The organism is Acinetobacter bohemicus ANC 3994 (assembly GCF_000367925.1).
Classification (GTDB): Bacteria; Pseudomonadota; Gammaproteobacteria; order Pseudomonadales; family Moraxellaceae; genus Acinetobacter; species Acinetobacter bohemicus.
On record NZ_KB849164.1, the window covers coordinates 280,243 to 296,621 of the forward strand.

A 16,379-nucleotide genomic window follows, 5' to 3' on the forward strand; every position below is an offset into this window, starting at 1 on the left:
ATAAAAGGCGCTTATAAAGCGCCTTTTATATAGGGATAAGCATTGTTCAGTAAAATGCTTTGTGCTTTTGCATTCGGGTGAACCAGATCGGATTGCATCAGGTTTTTATTGCCTGCAACGCCTGTTAAAAAGAAGGGCATCAATTTCACTTTGTATTGTTGGCTGACAATACTGTAATTTTTTTCAAAAGCTTGACTATAAGCCGTGCCGTAATTGGGTGGGATTTTCATGCCCAAAACAACCACCGTCGCTTTGGCTTGCTGACTTTGTTGAATTAAATTGGCAAGGTTCTTTTGAATTAAAAGTGGCGATTGACCACGTAAACCATCATTCCCACCCAATTCAATCACGACAATTTGTGGTTTATAAGTTTGTAATAATTTCGGCAAACGTGCTACAGCACCACTGCTGGTTTCACCACTCACACTGGCATTGACCACTTTATGTTTTTTCGGATACTGTTGGTCTAAACGCTTTTGTAATAAATAGACCCAACCTTGTTCTGCTTGCATGCCATATGCTGCGCTAATACTGTCCCCCACAATCATAATGGTTTTAGCAGAAACCACGGCTGGAATAAGACACAGGCTGAACATCGCCAAGTAAGAAATTCCACGAATTTTTAAATTGCGATTTTGCATATAGAGATATTATGACCCAAGTTACTCACGATCATTGCATCATGCCACAAGTGATTATTTCTGCACAGCAACTGACACAAAAGATCAAAATTGCACAAAAAGAACTACGCATTTTTGAAAATTTAAATTTTGAAATTTATGCGGGTGAGCAAGTGGCAATTACGGGGCGTTCGGGTTCGGGAAAATCGACCTTGCTTGGAATTGTAGCCACGCTAGATCAAGCCAGTGCAGGAAAATTAACAGTTTGTGGAGAATCGATTGCTGAATTAAACGAAGAACAACGTGCTTTGGTGCGTTTAAAACATATTGGATTTGTTTTTCAATCTTTTCAACTGCTACCGCATTTAACGGCAGTTGAAAATGTGATGTTGCCACTGCGCTTACAACAGAATTTTAATTTTGCAGCAGCTGAAAAAAAAGCCTTAGCGTTGCTGAAAAAAGTAGGTTTAGAACGACAAGCGACACAAACGCCCAAAGTCCTTTCCGGTGGTGAGCAGCAACGAGTTGCGATTGCGCGAGCTTTAATTAGTGATCCGCAAATTATTTTTGCCGATGAACCGACAGGTAATTTAGACACACAAACAGCCGAAGAGATTGAGCAATTATTATTTCAGCTGAATCGTGAATTGGGGACAACCTTGGTTTTGGTGACACATGATCCAAAACTGGCTGAACAATGCCAGCGTCATTTTGAATTGTTAGATGGCCATTTAATTGAACATCGTAACGGTGAGGACTGAAATGAACCCTCTATTTCAACCGTTACTCAAACAAAGTTTTAAAAGTAGCGGTGTTTACTTACTGATTATTGCTCTGGTTTTGGCAATTAGTGCGACCACAGCACTAAAATTTAGCAATGAACAAATTCAAAATGCCGTGGCACTACAAGCCGCAGAAATGTTAGCAGCGGATTTGGTTCTGAGCGACAATCAGCCACTAGAAAAAAAATGGCAAGACCAAGCAAACCAATTCGCGTTACAACAATCTAAAGTCACCACATTTAGTTCAATGGCACATACCCATGAGCAATTTGTGATGGTGAATGTCAAAGCTATTGATGATGCCTTTCCTTTACGTGGAGACATTCGGGTTGTGCCAACAGCAGACAAAATTCAAGCAGGGCAAGTTTGGCTCAGCGCTCGTGCTCTGGATTTATTGCATGTCAAAGTTGGTGATACGGTCAATATTGCCGATGCAACCTTTAAAGTCACGGCTCAAATTGAACATGATTCCAATCAAGAATTGGGCTTTTCAGGTTTTTCTCCTACGGTAATTATTTCCCAAGCTGATGTTGCTCGAACCCATGCCATTCAAGTTGGCAGTCGGGTTGAATATCGTTTATTGATGGCGGGTACGGCAGGGCAAACCAAGCAATTTGAACAAAATTTCAAATTGCAGCAAGCTGCTCAAACGCCAAGCGAAAATGAACAACCCAGCCTTAGGTTACGCAATGCCAGCGAGGGCAATACTCGTTTAATGAAGCCGATAGCCAATTTAGATACCTTCTTACAACTGACCAATATTTTGACTATTTTGTTGTGTGGTATTGCGATTGCTTTAACCAGTCAGCGCTATGTACAACAAAATCAGGACTATATTGCGCTCATGCGTTGTATTGGCGCAACGAAGGCTCAGATTCTTAACGCATATTTAGCTTTATTGAGCGTGGTTTTAATGGTTGCAATGGCGATTGGCAGTTTAGCGGGAGTTTCACTCGGCTATGGCTTGTTACAACTGATGCTACAGTTGATTCCGCATCTGCAAATTCAATTTTCTGTGTTGGATTTGTTGCTTGGACCACTACCTATCGCAATGCTGACCAGCGCCGTAGTGTTGCTTGGATTTATTGTGCCAAGTTTATGGCAACTGCTGAATACACCGCCTATTCGGGTCATTCGTCAGCAAGAAAAATCTGTGCAGTCGATGCTGTGGATGCTACTGATGGGCACGGCAAGTTTGGTGTCGTTTAGTATTGTACTGACTGAAAATATTGTACTCACTGCTTGGGTGATTGGTGCGATTATTTTACTGTGTACGGTACTGTATATGCTGATTTGGGGTGGGCTGAAATTAATCAAAAGCTTAAAAATATCCATTTCAGCTTATGTGCGTGCGCCTTATCAAACTGCTTTTCAAATTACTGCTTTGGCACTGGGTTTAAGTTTAATTACCGTCTTGGCGGTGTTACGAACCGATTTGTTGGAGCGTTGGCAGCAACAATTACCTGAAGGCACACCCAATCAATTTGTTTACGGTTTACCGCCGTTTGATATGCCTGTATTCAAAGCGAAGCTTGAACAACAGGGGTGGCAGAGTACACCATTATATCCCAATATCCGTGGGCGATTGGTGGCGAAAAATGATCAGCCCTTTGCAGAGCAATTGCTGAAAAACAATAATTCTTTACGCCGTGAATTAAATTTAACTCAAACCACAGAATATCCGACTGACAATAAAATAGTGCAGGGCAGCGCAGCACTGAAACAAGTCGGTGATGTATCTGTAGAAGTCAAAACTGCGGAAGAACTGGGGATTCAAATCGGTGATCGGCTGACCTTTAGCTTGCCAGAAGGGTTAGTTCACGCCAAAGTCATTAACTTGCGTAGTGTGGAATGGGAAAGCTTTAGTCCTAATTTTTTCTTTATTTTTGCACCCAAAACCATGGATGAAAATGCAGGCAGTTATTTAGGCAGTTTTTATGTGCCAGAACAGGATAAAAAGCAATTGGTTCCTGTGATTCAGCAATTTTCCAATACGGTTTTTATTGATGTCAGCTTGATCTTGGATGAAGTTAAACGCTTAGTAAATGTCTTGGTGCAAATTATTACCATTTTGGCGTTGTTGGTGAGTGTGTCAGGTATTTTAGTGCTTATTGCCTGCTTGAATTTATTGATGGATGAACGCAAACGTGAAGTGGCTTTGCTACGTTCATTTGGTAGTTCTAAACAAAAGTTAAAACAAATGATGAGTTTGGAGATTGGTTTTATTGGATTTGTGGCCGGTGTAGTTTCTTGTCTGTTTGCAGAAGTGATTAGTGCCATTGCGAGTTATAAAATGAATTTGGCAATTCAGGCACATGGGGAAATTTGGCTAATTTTACCGATTCTGATGACCTTACTGTGTGCCTTGATTGGACGTTATCGCTTAAGTTATCTCTGTGATATTCCACCTTTACAAAGTTTGCGAGAGATCAATCAATGATCTCTCTCATCTGAAGTAGGTGATTTATTTATGTTAAAAATGAAGTTGTGCGCGCATAGCGCTAAGAATTTGGCGCCAAATCGGTTCAAGGATTTGAACTTGTTGCATGCAGTAATCATAAAATAAATAACAGGTCACTGCGCCCACAACTAAGCCCAGATAAATGCCTAAATTCGGTTTATGTATCCGTTGTCCCATGTACCAAATAATCGCCAATATAGCGCCCATCAGCATGCCGCCAATATGGGCCGCATTATTAATCCCCGGCATGGTAAAGCCAATCAACAAGTTAATGCCCATCACCATGACCAAAGTTTTTTTATCTAAAATAAAGCGTTGCTTGGGTAAAATCGGAAATAAGGATAAAACAGTCAATGCGCCACCAATCCCCATTACCGCACCAGAAGCACCCGCACTGACGGTTGGAAAAAGTTCAGGGTTTTGGCTTTGAAGCAGCTCAAAAGTGTTTTGAGTGTCGATCAAGCCACTGAGCAAGCTGCCCATAAGACCTGCAAAAATATACATACCTAAATAATAAAACCGACCAAAAAGCTGCTCAGCGACACTGCCAAAAATATAGAGTGCCCACATGTTTAGCATGAGATGAATGAAGCCAAAATGAAAAAACATGCTGGTAAACAGGCGAGTGGGTTCCTCTAAAAAGGTTAAAGGTGCATAATCAGCGCCCCAATGAATAGCATCGACAAGACTGGGACTGCTAATATTTACCCCTGTGAGCACTTGCCAGAGAAATAAACTGACATTAATGGCAATAAAAAGTGCAGTCAGCCACCAAAGGTGAACCTCGGGTTTACTTCGAATTGAGGGAGGTGAAAGTTCAGCCATGCTATTCTTTTATAATCTTTGCTATATTCAGCTTCAAGCTTAGCATGAAAAAATAGATATTTTGGAGTAACTCACTGACATGAAAGCTTTTATTGTTCGTAGTTTGTTAATACTTGTCAGTTTGGTACTTTTAGTACAACTTTGGATTTTTACAAGTCTGGTCTGGTGGCGAACTCATCCGGTTGAAACCACCATGATGATGCGGATAGATTATTGGTCTGAACCTTCTAAGCCAATCAAACATGAATGGCGTGATTATGATCAAATCAGTGACTATTTGAAACATGCGGTAGTTGCAGCAGAAGATGGTAAGTTTTTACAACACAACGGTTTTGATTGGGCCGGTATGCAATTCGCCTTAGAGCGTAATAAAGATAAAGGTAAAGTCGTTGCCGGTGGTTCAACGATTTCACAGCAATTGGCAAAAAATCTATTTTTATATAATAAGCGTTCATTTTTGCGTAAAGGTCAGGAAGCGGTTGCCACATGGATGATGGAGCGGGTTTGGTCAAAAGAACGAATTTTAGAAGTATATTTAAACTCAGTTGAGTTTGGCGAAAATATTTATGGTGTGGAAGCCGCAACACAGCATTATTTTGGTAAAAGTTCGAAAAATTTATCGCGTGAACAGGCGGCTTTCTTAGCTGCGATTTTACCGAATCCAAAATATTATCAAGACCATCGTGACGATCGAAAATTAAAGTATCGTAAACGGATGATTCAAAAATATATGCGTTATAGCCATATTCCTTAATTCTTTACTGTAAAAAAGCCCAAAGTATTGTAATGCCAGTTAGTTAAGAGATTGATTGGCATTTTTTAAAATTCATGATGTTATTCGATACACGTAAACGTCATCCGCAACTGTTCGAGGCAAGACTACTTTGAAAAGTAAGGTTTCTGCGATGAATTGATCAATAAAAGGTATTTGACGAGTTTTGCGGATGACAAATGCTTTTGGTTCTTTTGGCAAAAAAAAGAACAAACGAGCTCCAAAAATTTGATTTAAAGCGATAAGACTCCGTCGTGAATAACTAAAAAGTTAAGGCGTTCATTGTAAAATCCCTTAACTGATCAGCATTATAAATTATTGGGCTTTTTTTTATGAAATTGTCACAATTTTGAAGCATACTTAGATAGATATGAATTACTTTAGAACAAGCATAGGTTAGGTATGAATACTGCAGCAGACCCATCTCCTACACAAATAGAATATACATATAATGATCGCTATATTAACCGTGAACTTTCTATTCTAGATTTTCATCTTCGTGTATTAGAACAGGCGGTTGATCCTCTGCATCCTTTGCTTGATCGCATGAATTTCTTGCTTATTTTTTCCCGTAATCTGGATGAATTTTTTGAAATCCGTTTTGCCGGTTTGATGGAGCAACTTGATTTAGGCAATGAAAGTCGTAGCCCTGATGGTTTAACCCCAAAACAAGTGCTGGATAGTATTTCTAAAACAGCACACGCAGCAATTGAACGCCAATACCGTATTTTAAATGAAACAATTTTGCCGAAACTGCGTGAAGAAGACATCTGTTTTTTACGTCGTGGTGAGCTTACACCTGCTCAGTCTGCTTGGATTAAGAAGTATTTCCAAGAACAAGTTGCTCCTGTTCTGACTCCAATTAGCCTTGATCCAGCCCATCCATTTCCACGTTTGGTGAATAAAAGTTTAAACTTTATTGTGACTTTGGAAGGGAAAGATGCCTTTGGTCGTCAAATTGATTTAGCCGTTGTTCCAGCACCGCGTTCATTACCTCGCGTGGTACGTTTACCCGATGAATTGACCGATGGCAAAGAGCATCATGTTATGTTGTCTGCCATCATTCATGAACATGTGTCTGATTTGTTCCCCGGTATGACGGCGACTGGTTGCTATCAATTTCGTGTAACGCGTAATGCAGATTTGGCATTAAATGAAGATGTTGAAGACTTAGCTAAAGCATTGAAAGGTGAATTGAACTCACGCCGTTTTGGTCGTGCGGTACGTTTAGAAGTGACCCACAATTGCCCTGAACATATTTATGAGTATTTACTCGATGAATTTGATCTTGAAAAAGAGCAACTTTATAAAGTAGATGGTCCAGTTAATCTTGCACGATTACTCTCGAATTTTAAACGTCCACATTTACGTTATGATTCACATACGCCAATTATTCCAAAAGTTCTAAAAAAATCTGAAAATATTTTTTCTGCTATGCAGAAACAAGACATTCTGTTACATCATCCCTTTGAATCATTTGCACCCGTGATTAATTTATTGCGTGAAGCTGCACGTGATCCGCAAGTGCTTGCGATTAAGCAAACTTTGTATCGTAGTGGTCCAGATTCTGAAATTGTGCAAGTGCTGGCGGAAGCTGCGCGCAATGGTAAAGAAGTCACCGCAGTCATTGAGTTGCGTGCCCGTTTCGATGAAGAGTCGAATATTGAAGTGGCAAATGTACTGCAAGAAGCGGGTGCTGTGGTGGTCTATGGCATTGTGGGTTATAAAACCCATGCCAAAATGATTTTGGTGGTACGCCGTGAAAATAACAAGCTTGTGCGTTATGTGCATCTAGGTACAGGTAACTATCATGCAGGCAATGCGCGTATTTATACCGACTATGGGTTGCTCACCACAGATAAAGAGCTGTGTGAAGATGTACACCGTATTTTTCAAGAATTGACAGGTATGGGGAAAATGGCGAAGTTGAAAAAACTTCTACATGCGCCATTTACCTTACATGCGCAACTTGTGAATTATATTGATGAAGAAATTGCCAATGCCAAAGCGGGTAAGCCTGCACAAATCATTGTCAAAGTGAATGCTTTAACTGAAATGCAGCTGATTAACAAGTTGTATGAAGCATCTCAAGCAGGGGTACAGATTGATTTAATTATTCGTTCTATTTGCTGCTTGCGTCCGGGTTTGCCAGGGCTTTCAGAAAATATTCGAGTGCGTTCAATTGTCGGACGTTTTTTAGAGCATACTCGTGTTTATTACTTTGGTAATAATGGCAATGCTCGAATTTACTGCTCAAGTGCCGATTGGATGGATCGTAATTTATTTAATCGTGTTGAGGCGTGTTTCCCCATTGAAGATCCAGCGCTGAAAAAACGTATTTATCAGCAAGGTTTATTCACTTATTTACAAGATAATCAACAAGCATGGTTATTGCAAGGTGATGGAACGTGGGTGCGTGCCCAAGTTGCGGCAGGTCAAGCGCCACATAATGCGCAAAGAATTTTATTAGGCTTGATTAAATAATTTCCTCAAAAATCCATAAAACAAAGGAGTCTTCGGACTCTTTTGTTTTATCTCGATGTTGGTTGTGAGCTGAAAAAGGATGAGGATTATTTTATAAATAGGTAATTTTTTGATAAATATTTCTAATATGACCTTCGATTTTATATAAGGGCACAGTAATCTGTTGTGCAATTTGCTGTGGACTAAGCCCATCTGAGATTAAATTTAAAATGTCATGTTCAATCGCTGTTAGCTGTATGGGTTGGTTTATTTTAGTTGTTGATAGGGTTTTATGAAAGCGAAGTTGATGCGACAAAATATACTGTGCTAAAGCGTCATGGATGGGTGCTCCACCACGCAGAATAGTTTTAATGTGATTGAAAATTTCTGCTTCAGTGTGCTCATAAAAAATATAGCCTTGTATACCGGCTTGAATTGCTGCAAACAGTAAAGGCGTCTCTTGCTGGGCTAAGACCACAATAATATGTGCATCTGGATGAACTTTTTTTATTTTTCTTATAAATGAAATTTTTTCTGACTGATCAAGACGTAAATCAATCAAGATTAAATTGGGTAAATGTTGTTGTAATAATTGTTCAGCTTCAATGAGGTCATGGCTATGAATCATTAATTCTGTAGGATAACCTAACCGAATGAGTATACTCTCTGATAGATGATTAAAAGTTGGTTGGTCCTTTATCATCATAATAGGAACAGGTAACGTTAGTTCACCCACTAGGCATTTCTCACAATGGTTTTCTATTTTATTGAGTCACTTTGCTATAAAGCGAATTAAAGTGCTATCCCAAGAAATTGGTAATTTATAAGATTTTAGGTAAACTTAAGTGTTTGTTGAATAATACATATTTAAAAAATGTATATTTATTGTGTTCTTATTTTAAGCTATTTTTGTTTGCAGTAGAGTAGTTTTGGGCAATTAGGAAATCCCTATTTATAGGGATATAAAAAACAGATTGAACCTTCTACTATGACAGCACTTCTTATTAGTCTGGCTAATAGTAGTACTTCAACTCATCGGGAATCTAATAAATTATTGCTCTATGGAGTCATAATTTATTTTTACCTTGAATGGCTTATCTGTATAGATAAGCTATTTTTTTATCTAAAAAAAAACACGAATAACGTTTTGAGTTTACATCCCGTGGATTTATTACTGTTAGGTGAACATGGAGGATAAAAAATTGAACATAAAAAAAGGAGCCATCGCTCCTTTTAATATATAGATGGTTTTTTAGTGAAGATTTTTGGTGATTTTTTGAAAGATTTGCAACAGTACATCAAATTCACTTTGCAATGGAGTGCTTTTACGCGTGACCAATGCAAGGGTACGACTTGGTGCTGCCTCAATCGCTTTGACCACTAATTCTGGATTTGCTTTAATCATATTGGTATGAATGGCAATTTCAGGCAGTAGGGTAAAGCCTAAGTCTGAAGAAACCATTTCTACTAATGTTGGCAATGAACTTGCTTTTAAGCGATGATCATTTTTACGTTCGCCAATTGGACAAGCACTCAAAGTATGATTTCGTAGACAATGACCTTCTTCAAGTAAGACTAAACGCGATAGGTCTAAGTCATCTAAAGAGTTTGCATTATTCGCATTTTGGTCTGATTTATTACAGACCAAATAAAGGTTTTCTTTTGCGATTTCAGCAACTTTTAAGCCACGTGTATCAAAAGGTAGAGCCAAAACAATCATATCAAGATTGCCATGTTCTAGTTTTTCGACAATTTTTTCACTTTGTGCTTCGTGCAAATGCAATTGAATTTTAGGAAGTTGTTTATGTACTTCATCTAAAAGTTTCGACAAAATAAAAGGTGCAATGGTTGGGATGATCCCCAAATGTAGATCACCAGTTAAAGGCTCGCTCATCTCACGACTTAAACGCATCAAGTCTTGTGCATCTGCCAATAGAACACGGGCTCGGGCAACAACCTGCTCGCCTAGCGGAGTTAAACGTACATTTTGGCGGTCGCGTTCAACGAGTACTCCACCTAACAAGCGCTCTAACTCCATGATCCCGCCTGACAAAGTCGATTGGGTCACAAATGAACGACGCGCAGCTTCAGTAAAATGCAGCGTTTCAGACAGTGTAACGAGATATGACAGCTGTCTTAAAGATGGTAATGCAGCCATAGTGTCCTAATGTTTTGATTTAAAGTGATCAGCAAATAATCCGCTAAGATATGGAATAAAATGCGGAGGCATATCATGCCCCATTCCATCAATTAATTCAAACTTAGCATCTGTAATTGCCTTTGCAACTGCTTTGCCATGACTCGGTGGAAGTAAACGATCCCGAGAGCCATGTACCACGAGGGTAGGTTGCTGAATTTGCTTACCCAATTGTAGCAAAGAACCCGTACATAATATTGCTAAAAATTGTTGAAGTACACCCGCTGGATAATAACTTCGCTGATATAACTTGCGTGCGGTCTGAATAATTTCAATTTGGTTGATATATCCGGGTGAACCAATAATATTAAATACTTTTACACTATGATTCACAATACCATCTTCGTCGGTAGATTCAGGTTTGCCAATCAGGCTTAAAAGTTGTTTTGGAAAGGGTGGTGGCAGTAACGGTTGATTGTTACTGGTAAACATCAGCCCTAGGTTGCTGACTTTTTGAGGGTGTTTTGCTGCCAGAATTTGCGCAATCATCCCGCCCATCGAAGCTCCGAGCACCGAGACGTTATCAAGTTCTAAATGATCAATTAATAATGCCGCATCTTCTGCCATATCATATAAATTATACGGTGCGCCTTGGTTTTCTAAACCTAAAGCAAAGCGGCCCATAAGTTTGAATGTATTTAGTCGTGGCCCTGAATGACGAATTTTTGAAGACAATCCAATATCTCGATTGTCAAAACGAATGACTCGATAACCTTGGTCGATGAGTGATTTACAGAAAAAATCAGGCCAGAATAACAGTTGCGCACCTAAACCCATAATCAGCATGATTGCAGGATGTTCGGGTTGTCCACCTATTTCGACATGCAGCTCAATACCATTGCTTAAAGTGACTTTGGTTTCATGCATAAAAGAAGTATAGGGAGAGCCCGTGAATGTAAGTGCACTATTCATTGTTATTTTCCTAAAAAGGACATTTTTTTGAAAAAATATCCTTTGTATTAAAACCTTAAACTGCTACAGGAATCAAGTCAGGTACTAATTTAGTTAGGCTTAAACGTTGTTTGGCTGCGGTTGCACCCAAGAGCACAAAACCACGTAAGGTATTTTGACTATCTAGCGCTTTTGCAATCATGCCATCTTCGAGTTCTTCTGTTTCCCACGTGACATCGACGTCAATCGGTGCTGGAAGTACAGTCAGTGGCGCGGTAGGTGTTTTAACGGCAACAGGCATTGCAGGATAGTGAACATGCGTGTTGTCACCATTTAAGGTTTTCGCTAAAGCACGGGCTTGTTGCATGATTGGCATCACATAAGGGAGCAGTAAACCATTGACTTCTGCACAGTCACCAATCGCATAAATATCGGCTTGATTGGTTTCTAAAAGGCCATTGGTCAAGATTCCACGGCTACAAGCAATATTGGTTGCTTTGGCTAACTCTACGTTGGGTTGCAAACCAATCGCAGAAAGTACAATGTCTGCAATGACAGACTGACCATTAGCTAGGGTAATTTGATAGTCGCCATTTTCAACTTTAATGACTTTTTCAACCGTTGTACCCAATACAAAGTGAATACCAATTTCTTCTAATTTTTCTTGGAACGAAGCCGCCACATATTCAGGAATAAGACGTCCTAAAGGTCTTGACGCTAAATCAATCACTGTCACTTGATGCTCGGTGTTTTGTAAGTCATTGGCAAATTCACAGCCAATTAGACCTGCACCTAAAATCACGACACGTTTGTCTTGACGTATAGCCAAATTTTTACGGAAAGTTTTGTAGTCATTCAAATTGTTAACCACATGAATGTCATCACTACCATCGCCAGCAATGGCTAAGCGAACTGGATTTGCGCCAACAGCGAGAACCAGTTTCGAATAGGGCTGAGTACTTTGTTGTCCGTCTTTTTCTAAAATCAGTTGATGTTGTTCGGACTGAATTTCTTTGACCCAAGTATGCGCTTCAATACGCATCTTCAGTTGAGCACTCATTTTAATGGCATCACCCAAAGCAATTTGTTCTGGCGCTTTGTTACCCACCAAAGCATTTGACAGCGTGGGTTTGGCATAGTTTACCGCATCATCTGCACAAATCATGACCAGCTCATGCTCGGGATTTAGCTTACGAAACTCACGTGCTGCGGTATAACCGGCCATACCTGAACCAATGATGACGATAGGGTGCATAGTTTTCTCCAAACGGTTTTCTAAAAGATGTAAAAAAAGACCATGCGTTATGGTCTTTTGTATCAATGATTAGATTTCAATCATTTCAAAATCAACTTTTGATACACCACAGTCTGGGCATGTCCAATCATCTGGGATATCTTCCCATTTCGTGCCTGCGACAATACCATCTTGTGGCCAACCTTCAGCTTCGTTATAAATCCATCCACAAACGATGCATTGATACTTTTTCATTTGACTCTCCAAAGCACTGACTTTTTAAAAAGTTAAGTCAGTAAAAATCCATATACAGCTTGACTCTAGTGATATGACTTTCAATGTACATATTCAAGCAAATTTTTACGCAGTTCTAGCGTTAATGTAAAGCAAATATCTGAGTTTAGTGAGTGAATTTGAAAGCAGAATTGCAGATGAGGACAAAACTTGTCATAAAAATGCTGAAATATCATTTTTGTTTAACAATATGAACTAAATATAAGTCTTTAAATAGCGGTGAATAAAAGGTGTATGCAAAGATTTAGATAACTTTTTTAAGTTTAAAAGTCAGTCTCTAGACTAAGGTCGAGGAGAAAAAGAATACCGGATTTGTTATTTTATAATTGGGTAAATTTATACCTATTATTTATTTAAAAAATGAACATAATAAAATCATATGCTTATGTGCTAGTTTTATGTTTGGCTGTATTTTTCGGGTGGTTGTTTACTGGTCATTCAGTGCATAAAGCGCTAAAATTGACATATTCTCTTTTAAATTACTTTTCTCCCCATGAGCAATCTGTCTACTACTTTGTGGTCTAAAATTCGTACTGTCCAAAATTTCCCTAAACCGGGGATTTGTTTCTTTGATTTGACACCATTATTTATGAGTAATATTGAGCTATTAACAGATGCGTTAATTGCCAGTATTCCTGCTGAAAAGTTGCAAGAAGTCGATAGTTTTGTTGCTGTTGAAGCCCGTGGTTTTGTTCTTGCGAGCTTGTTGGCACAGCGTTTAGGCAAAGGTCTATTACTGGTTCGTAAAGCGGGTAAGTTACCGCCACCAGTAGTTGGAGTAGGCTACAGCTTAGAATATGGTATGGATCGTTTAGAAATGTCTGCTGAAATTGAGCCGCAAAAAATTATTATTGTGGATGATGTTTTGGCAACAGGCGGTACTTTAAAAGCAGTGAAACAATTGGTGGATAAATGTAACCATGAACTTTTGGGTGCCAGTATTTTCCTAGATTTACCTGACCTACATGCTGATTTGGGGCTGACTGTTTGGTCTGTGTTAGATGATAAAACTCAGCCACAACAAGCTGTTGCATAATCGATCATAAATGATACAAAGCCTTGGTTAATCCAAGGCTTTTTACTTCAAAAAATGTATGTGTAGATGTTGAATTAAATCATTTAAGTTTTCAGGGCTGGCTAAACGGTGATGTCCACCTTCAACAGCTTGAACAAGCATATAAGGTTCGAGTTGCTCTTTCACTGCATACATATCCAGCACTTCATCACCTAGCTCTAAATAAGCAATTTGAGCAATCTCATGTTCAAGATCATCTTCGGCAATCGGTGGATAGTCTTCACGAAAATTTGGGTTGAGACTTGGGTTGGCAATAATTGCTGGAATTTTGTGTAAGGCTGACATTTTGAGTGCCCAATAAGCACCTAAGCTGTGCCCCACTAATATTTCAGGCTTAATTTTGGTAATAATGTCGTGATAAAAATTGGCGACAGTTTGAAAAGTAAGATTGCGATAATCGATATCAATGCAATACTTATGGTTGGCATCAATGGCATGGAATTTGGTTGATTCACGAGAAGAATCTAGTCCATGCAAAAATAAGATTTTTGAAGTACATGTACTCATTATTTTATCGTTCACTCTGTCTTTATTTACAAAGATAGAAAGAGTTGAATAGTTTCCTTTTCAACTATTTTGCCTCAATCATTGTAAGGGACTCTGGTAAACAAAGAAGTTAGCTTTTGGTCTAAGAAAAAATTTGAAAAAACGAGTATCAAGAAATTTACAAAATAAATTATCCATTAAAAATATGAAATTAATCCCCTTGTTCTTTGTATATGTTTTTTGCATAAATAAAATATGATGAGTATTCAAAAACAAATAATGATGGATACTGCATGTAAAAAGGGTTTTGAACGGGTCAAACAATTGGCCGGAGGTTAAAAAGATGAATGAAAGGAAGTTGTTTTGAGTAAATCAATAGTTTTGTTTGGCAATAAGTCATACGAAATTTTTACTGAATCTGCTATGCTATGCAACTTCCGTTTTTTACACATATACGAGGCAGAGATGACGCAACCTAACGCTCAATCGACTTCTGAACAACAAATTTCCGAAAACGATTTAATTGCACAGCGTCATGCCAAGTTAAAGCATATTGAAAAACATGCTAAGGAAAAGGGCACTAGTCCTTGGCCGAATACCTTTAAGCGTGAACATTACGCTCAAGATTTACAAGATCAATTCGCTGATCAGTCTAAAGAAGAAATTGAAGCTGGTGAAAAAGTTTATGTAAAAGTTGCAGGTCGTGTGATGTTGAACCGTGGTTCATTCATCGTGATCCAAGACATGACTGGTCGTATTCAACTTTATGTTGCACGTAAAGAGTTAGATCCACAAGTACTTGAAACTATTAAAGGTTTAGACCTTGGCGATATTATCGCAGTTGAAGGTTATATTGGCCGTTCTGGTAAAGGCGATCTTTATGTTCATATTGAACACTTCGAACTTTTAACCAAATCACTGCGTCCACTTCCAGATAAATTCCATGGTTTAAACGATACCGAAATGAAGTATCGTAAACGCTATCTTGATTTGATGGTGAACGACGAGACACGTAAAACGTTTGAAATTCGTGCTAAAGTCGTTGCGGGTATGCGTGCATTTTTAACTGAACAACGTTTCATGGAAGTTGAAACGCCAATGATGCATGTGATTCCGGGTGGTGCATCTGCGCGTCCGTTTGAAACACACCATAATGCACTTGATATGCCATTGTATTTACGTATTGCCCCTGAGCTTTACTTAAAACGTCTAGTGGTTGGTGGTTTTGAACGCGTATTTGAAATTAACCGAAACTTCCGTAACGAAGGTGTTTCGACGCGCCATAACCCTGAATTCACCATGATCGAATTCTATCAAGCGTATGCAGATTACAAAGACTTGATGGCTTTGACTGAAAATATGCTGGAAAAATTAGCGCTCGATATTTTGGGTTCGACCGATGTGCCTTATCAAGGTGAAGTGTTTAGCTTTAAAGGGCCATTCAAGAAAATTTCGATGTTTGATGCCATTCTTGAACATAATCCAAACCTCACGCCAGAGAATGTGGCTGACCGTGAATTTTTGGCTAAATTTATTCAAGAAGAATTGAAAGAAAAAGTAAAACCGAGTTTTGGTTTAGGTCGACTTCAAACCATCGTATTTGAAGAAACTGTGGAAACTAAACTTCGCCAACCAACATTCATTACCGAATATCCAGCGGAAACTTCACCATTGGCGCGCCGTAATGATCATAATGCACACATTACCGATCGTTTTGAGTTCTTTATTGGTGGTCGTGAATTGGCAAATGGTTTCTCAGAATTAAATGATCCAATTGACCAAGCAGAACGTTTCCAAGCGCAAGTTGAAGAGAAAGATGCAGGTGATGATGAAGCGATGCATTACGATGCTGACTTCATTGAAGCACTTGAATATGGTCTTCCTCCAACAGCGGGTCAGGGGATTGGTATTGACCGTTTGGTGATGTTATTTGCTGATGCAGCAAGTATCCGTGATGTGATTTTATTCCCTCACATGCGTCATAAAAACTAAGTCTTAAAATGAGAGTGAATACCAGTCAGTTGAGACTTGACTGGTATTTTCCTCGACTATTTAAAGTAGCCTAAGAGTTACAAATACTGTTCAATGTTTATATAAGAAAAATATCTTGGGATATCAGCAATCATATTCTGTTTGAGTATTTCTCAATATTTTTGTTGGATTAAGCTCCAAAGAGTAGAGTAGTCAGTAGATTAAAAATATAACGATTTGCTTTTGCTATATTTTACCTTGATGCAATAATGCATGACTCCATCTTATCTTAAATAATTCTTATCTTT

At 38.8% G+C, this 16,379-nt stretch carries 14 protein-coding genes; 6 read left to right on the forward strand and 8 right to left on the reverse strand.

Translation table 11 applies throughout. The features are described from left to right. Positions 1 to 11: 11 nt before the first annotated feature. Positions 12 to 596 carry an arylesterase gene (locus F994_RS01320; protein WP_407636531.1) on the reverse strand — a complete coding sequence of 195 codons (585 nt, stop codon included), beginning with the start codon at positions 594 to 596 and terminating at the stop codon, positions 12 to 14. A gap of 56 nt (positions 597 to 652) precedes the next feature. Here F994_RS01320 and F994_RS01325 point away from each other — a divergent pair, with 56 nt between their 5' ends. Beyond that, positions 653 to 1,381: an ABC transporter ATP-binding protein gene (locus F994_RS01325; protein WP_004648203.1), complete on the forward strand. Its 729-nt coding sequence runs from the start codon at positions 653 to 655 to the stop codon at positions 1,379 to 1,381. Between the two features lies 1 nt (position 1,382). Then, positions 1,383 to 3,842, forward strand: a complete 2,460-nt coding sequence (locus tag F994_RS01330) for an ABC transporter permease (protein WP_004648204.1) — start codon at positions 1,383 to 1,385, stop codon at positions 3,840 to 3,842. Positions 3,843 to 3,875: 33 nt separating this feature from the next. Here the strand turns inward: F994_RS01330 and F994_RS01335 are convergent, their stop codons facing one another. Continuing rightward, entirely contained in the window at positions 3,876 to 4,688 is an 813-nt protein-coding gene (locus F994_RS01335; RefSeq protein ID WP_004648205.1) for a rhomboid family intramembrane serine protease, read from the reverse strand. 79 nt (positions 4,689 to 4,767) lie between these two features. Here F994_RS01335 and mtgA point away from each other — a divergent pair, with 79 nt between their 5' ends. Together mtgA and ppk1 are read left to right on the forward strand one after the other, a co-directional pair. Further along, positions 4,768 to 5,442, forward strand: a complete 675-nt coding sequence (mtgA, locus tag F994_RS01340) for a monofunctional biosynthetic peptidoglycan transglycosylase (RefSeq protein WP_004648206.1) — start codon at positions 4,768 to 4,770, stop codon at positions 5,440 to 5,442. A 420-nt stretch (positions 5,443 to 5,862) separates the two neighbouring features. Continuing rightward, positions 5,863 to 7,944, forward strand: coding sequence for a polyphosphate kinase 1 (gene ppk1, locus F994_RS01345; RefSeq protein WP_004648208.1), 2,082 nt, complete (start codon positions 5,863 to 5,865; stop codon positions 7,942 to 7,944). Positions 7,945 to 8,035: 91 nt separating this feature from the next. Here ppk1 and F994_RS01350 read toward each other — a convergent pair whose 3' ends face one another. The 5 genes from F994_RS01350 to rubA all read right to left on the reverse strand — a co-directional run bounded on the left by F994_RS01350 (position 8,036) and on the right by rubA (position 12,500). Beyond that, positions 8,036 to 8,629 carry a response regulator gene (locus F994_RS01350; protein ID WP_212749463.1) on the reverse strand — a complete coding sequence of 198 codons (594 nt, stop codon included), beginning with the start codon at positions 8,627 to 8,629 and terminating at the stop codon, positions 8,036 to 8,038. Between the two features lie 546 nt (positions 8,630 to 9,175). After that, positions 9,176 to 10,081, reverse strand: coding sequence for a LysR family transcriptional regulator OxyR (gene oxyR / locus F994_RS01355; protein ID WP_004648210.1), 906 nt, complete (start codon positions 10,079 to 10,081; stop codon positions 9,176 to 9,178). 6 nt (positions 10,082 to 10,087) lie between these two features. Next, positions 10,088 to 11,032, reverse strand: a complete 945-nt coding sequence (gene estB, locus F994_RS01360; RefSeq protein WP_004648211.1) for an esterase EstB — start codon at positions 11,030 to 11,032, stop codon at positions 10,088 to 10,090. A 55-nt stretch (positions 11,033 to 11,087) separates the two neighbouring features. Then, positions 11,088 to 12,266, reverse strand: a complete 1,179-nt coding sequence (gene rubB / locus F994_RS01365) for a rubredoxin reductase RubB (RefSeq protein WP_004648212.1) — start codon at positions 12,264 to 12,266, stop codon at positions 11,088 to 11,090. A 69-nt stretch (positions 12,267 to 12,335) separates the two neighbouring features. Continuing rightward, positions 12,336 to 12,500 carry a rubredoxin RubA gene (gene rubA, locus F994_RS01370; RefSeq protein WP_004648213.1) on the reverse strand — a complete coding sequence of 55 codons (165 nt, stop codon included), beginning with the start codon at positions 12,498 to 12,500 and terminating at the stop codon, positions 12,336 to 12,338. Between the two features lie 532 nt (positions 12,501 to 13,032). On the opposite strand from rubA, the gene F994_RS01375 reads away from it, so the two are divergent. After that, positions 13,033 to 13,575 carry an adenine phosphoribosyltransferase gene (locus F994_RS01375; RefSeq protein WP_004648215.1) on the forward strand — a complete coding sequence of 181 codons (543 nt, stop codon included), beginning with the start codon at positions 13,033 to 13,035 and terminating at the stop codon, positions 13,573 to 13,575. A gap of 42 nt (positions 13,576 to 13,617) precedes the next feature. Here the strand turns inward: F994_RS01375 and F994_RS01380 are convergent, their stop codons facing one another. Continuing rightward, positions 13,618 to 14,121, reverse strand: a complete 504-nt coding sequence (locus F994_RS01380) for a YqiA/YcfP family alpha/beta fold hydrolase (RefSeq protein ID WP_004648216.1) — start codon at positions 14,119 to 14,121, stop codon at positions 13,618 to 13,620. Positions 14,122 to 14,565: 444 nt separating this feature from the next. Between F994_RS01380 and lysS the strand changes: the two genes are divergently transcribed. Beyond that, entirely contained in the window at positions 14,566 to 16,092 is a 1,527-nt protein-coding gene (lysS, locus tag F994_RS01385; RefSeq protein WP_004648217.1) for a lysine--tRNA ligase, read from the forward strand. The last annotated feature ends 287 nt before the right edge of the window (positions 16,093 to 16,379 follow it).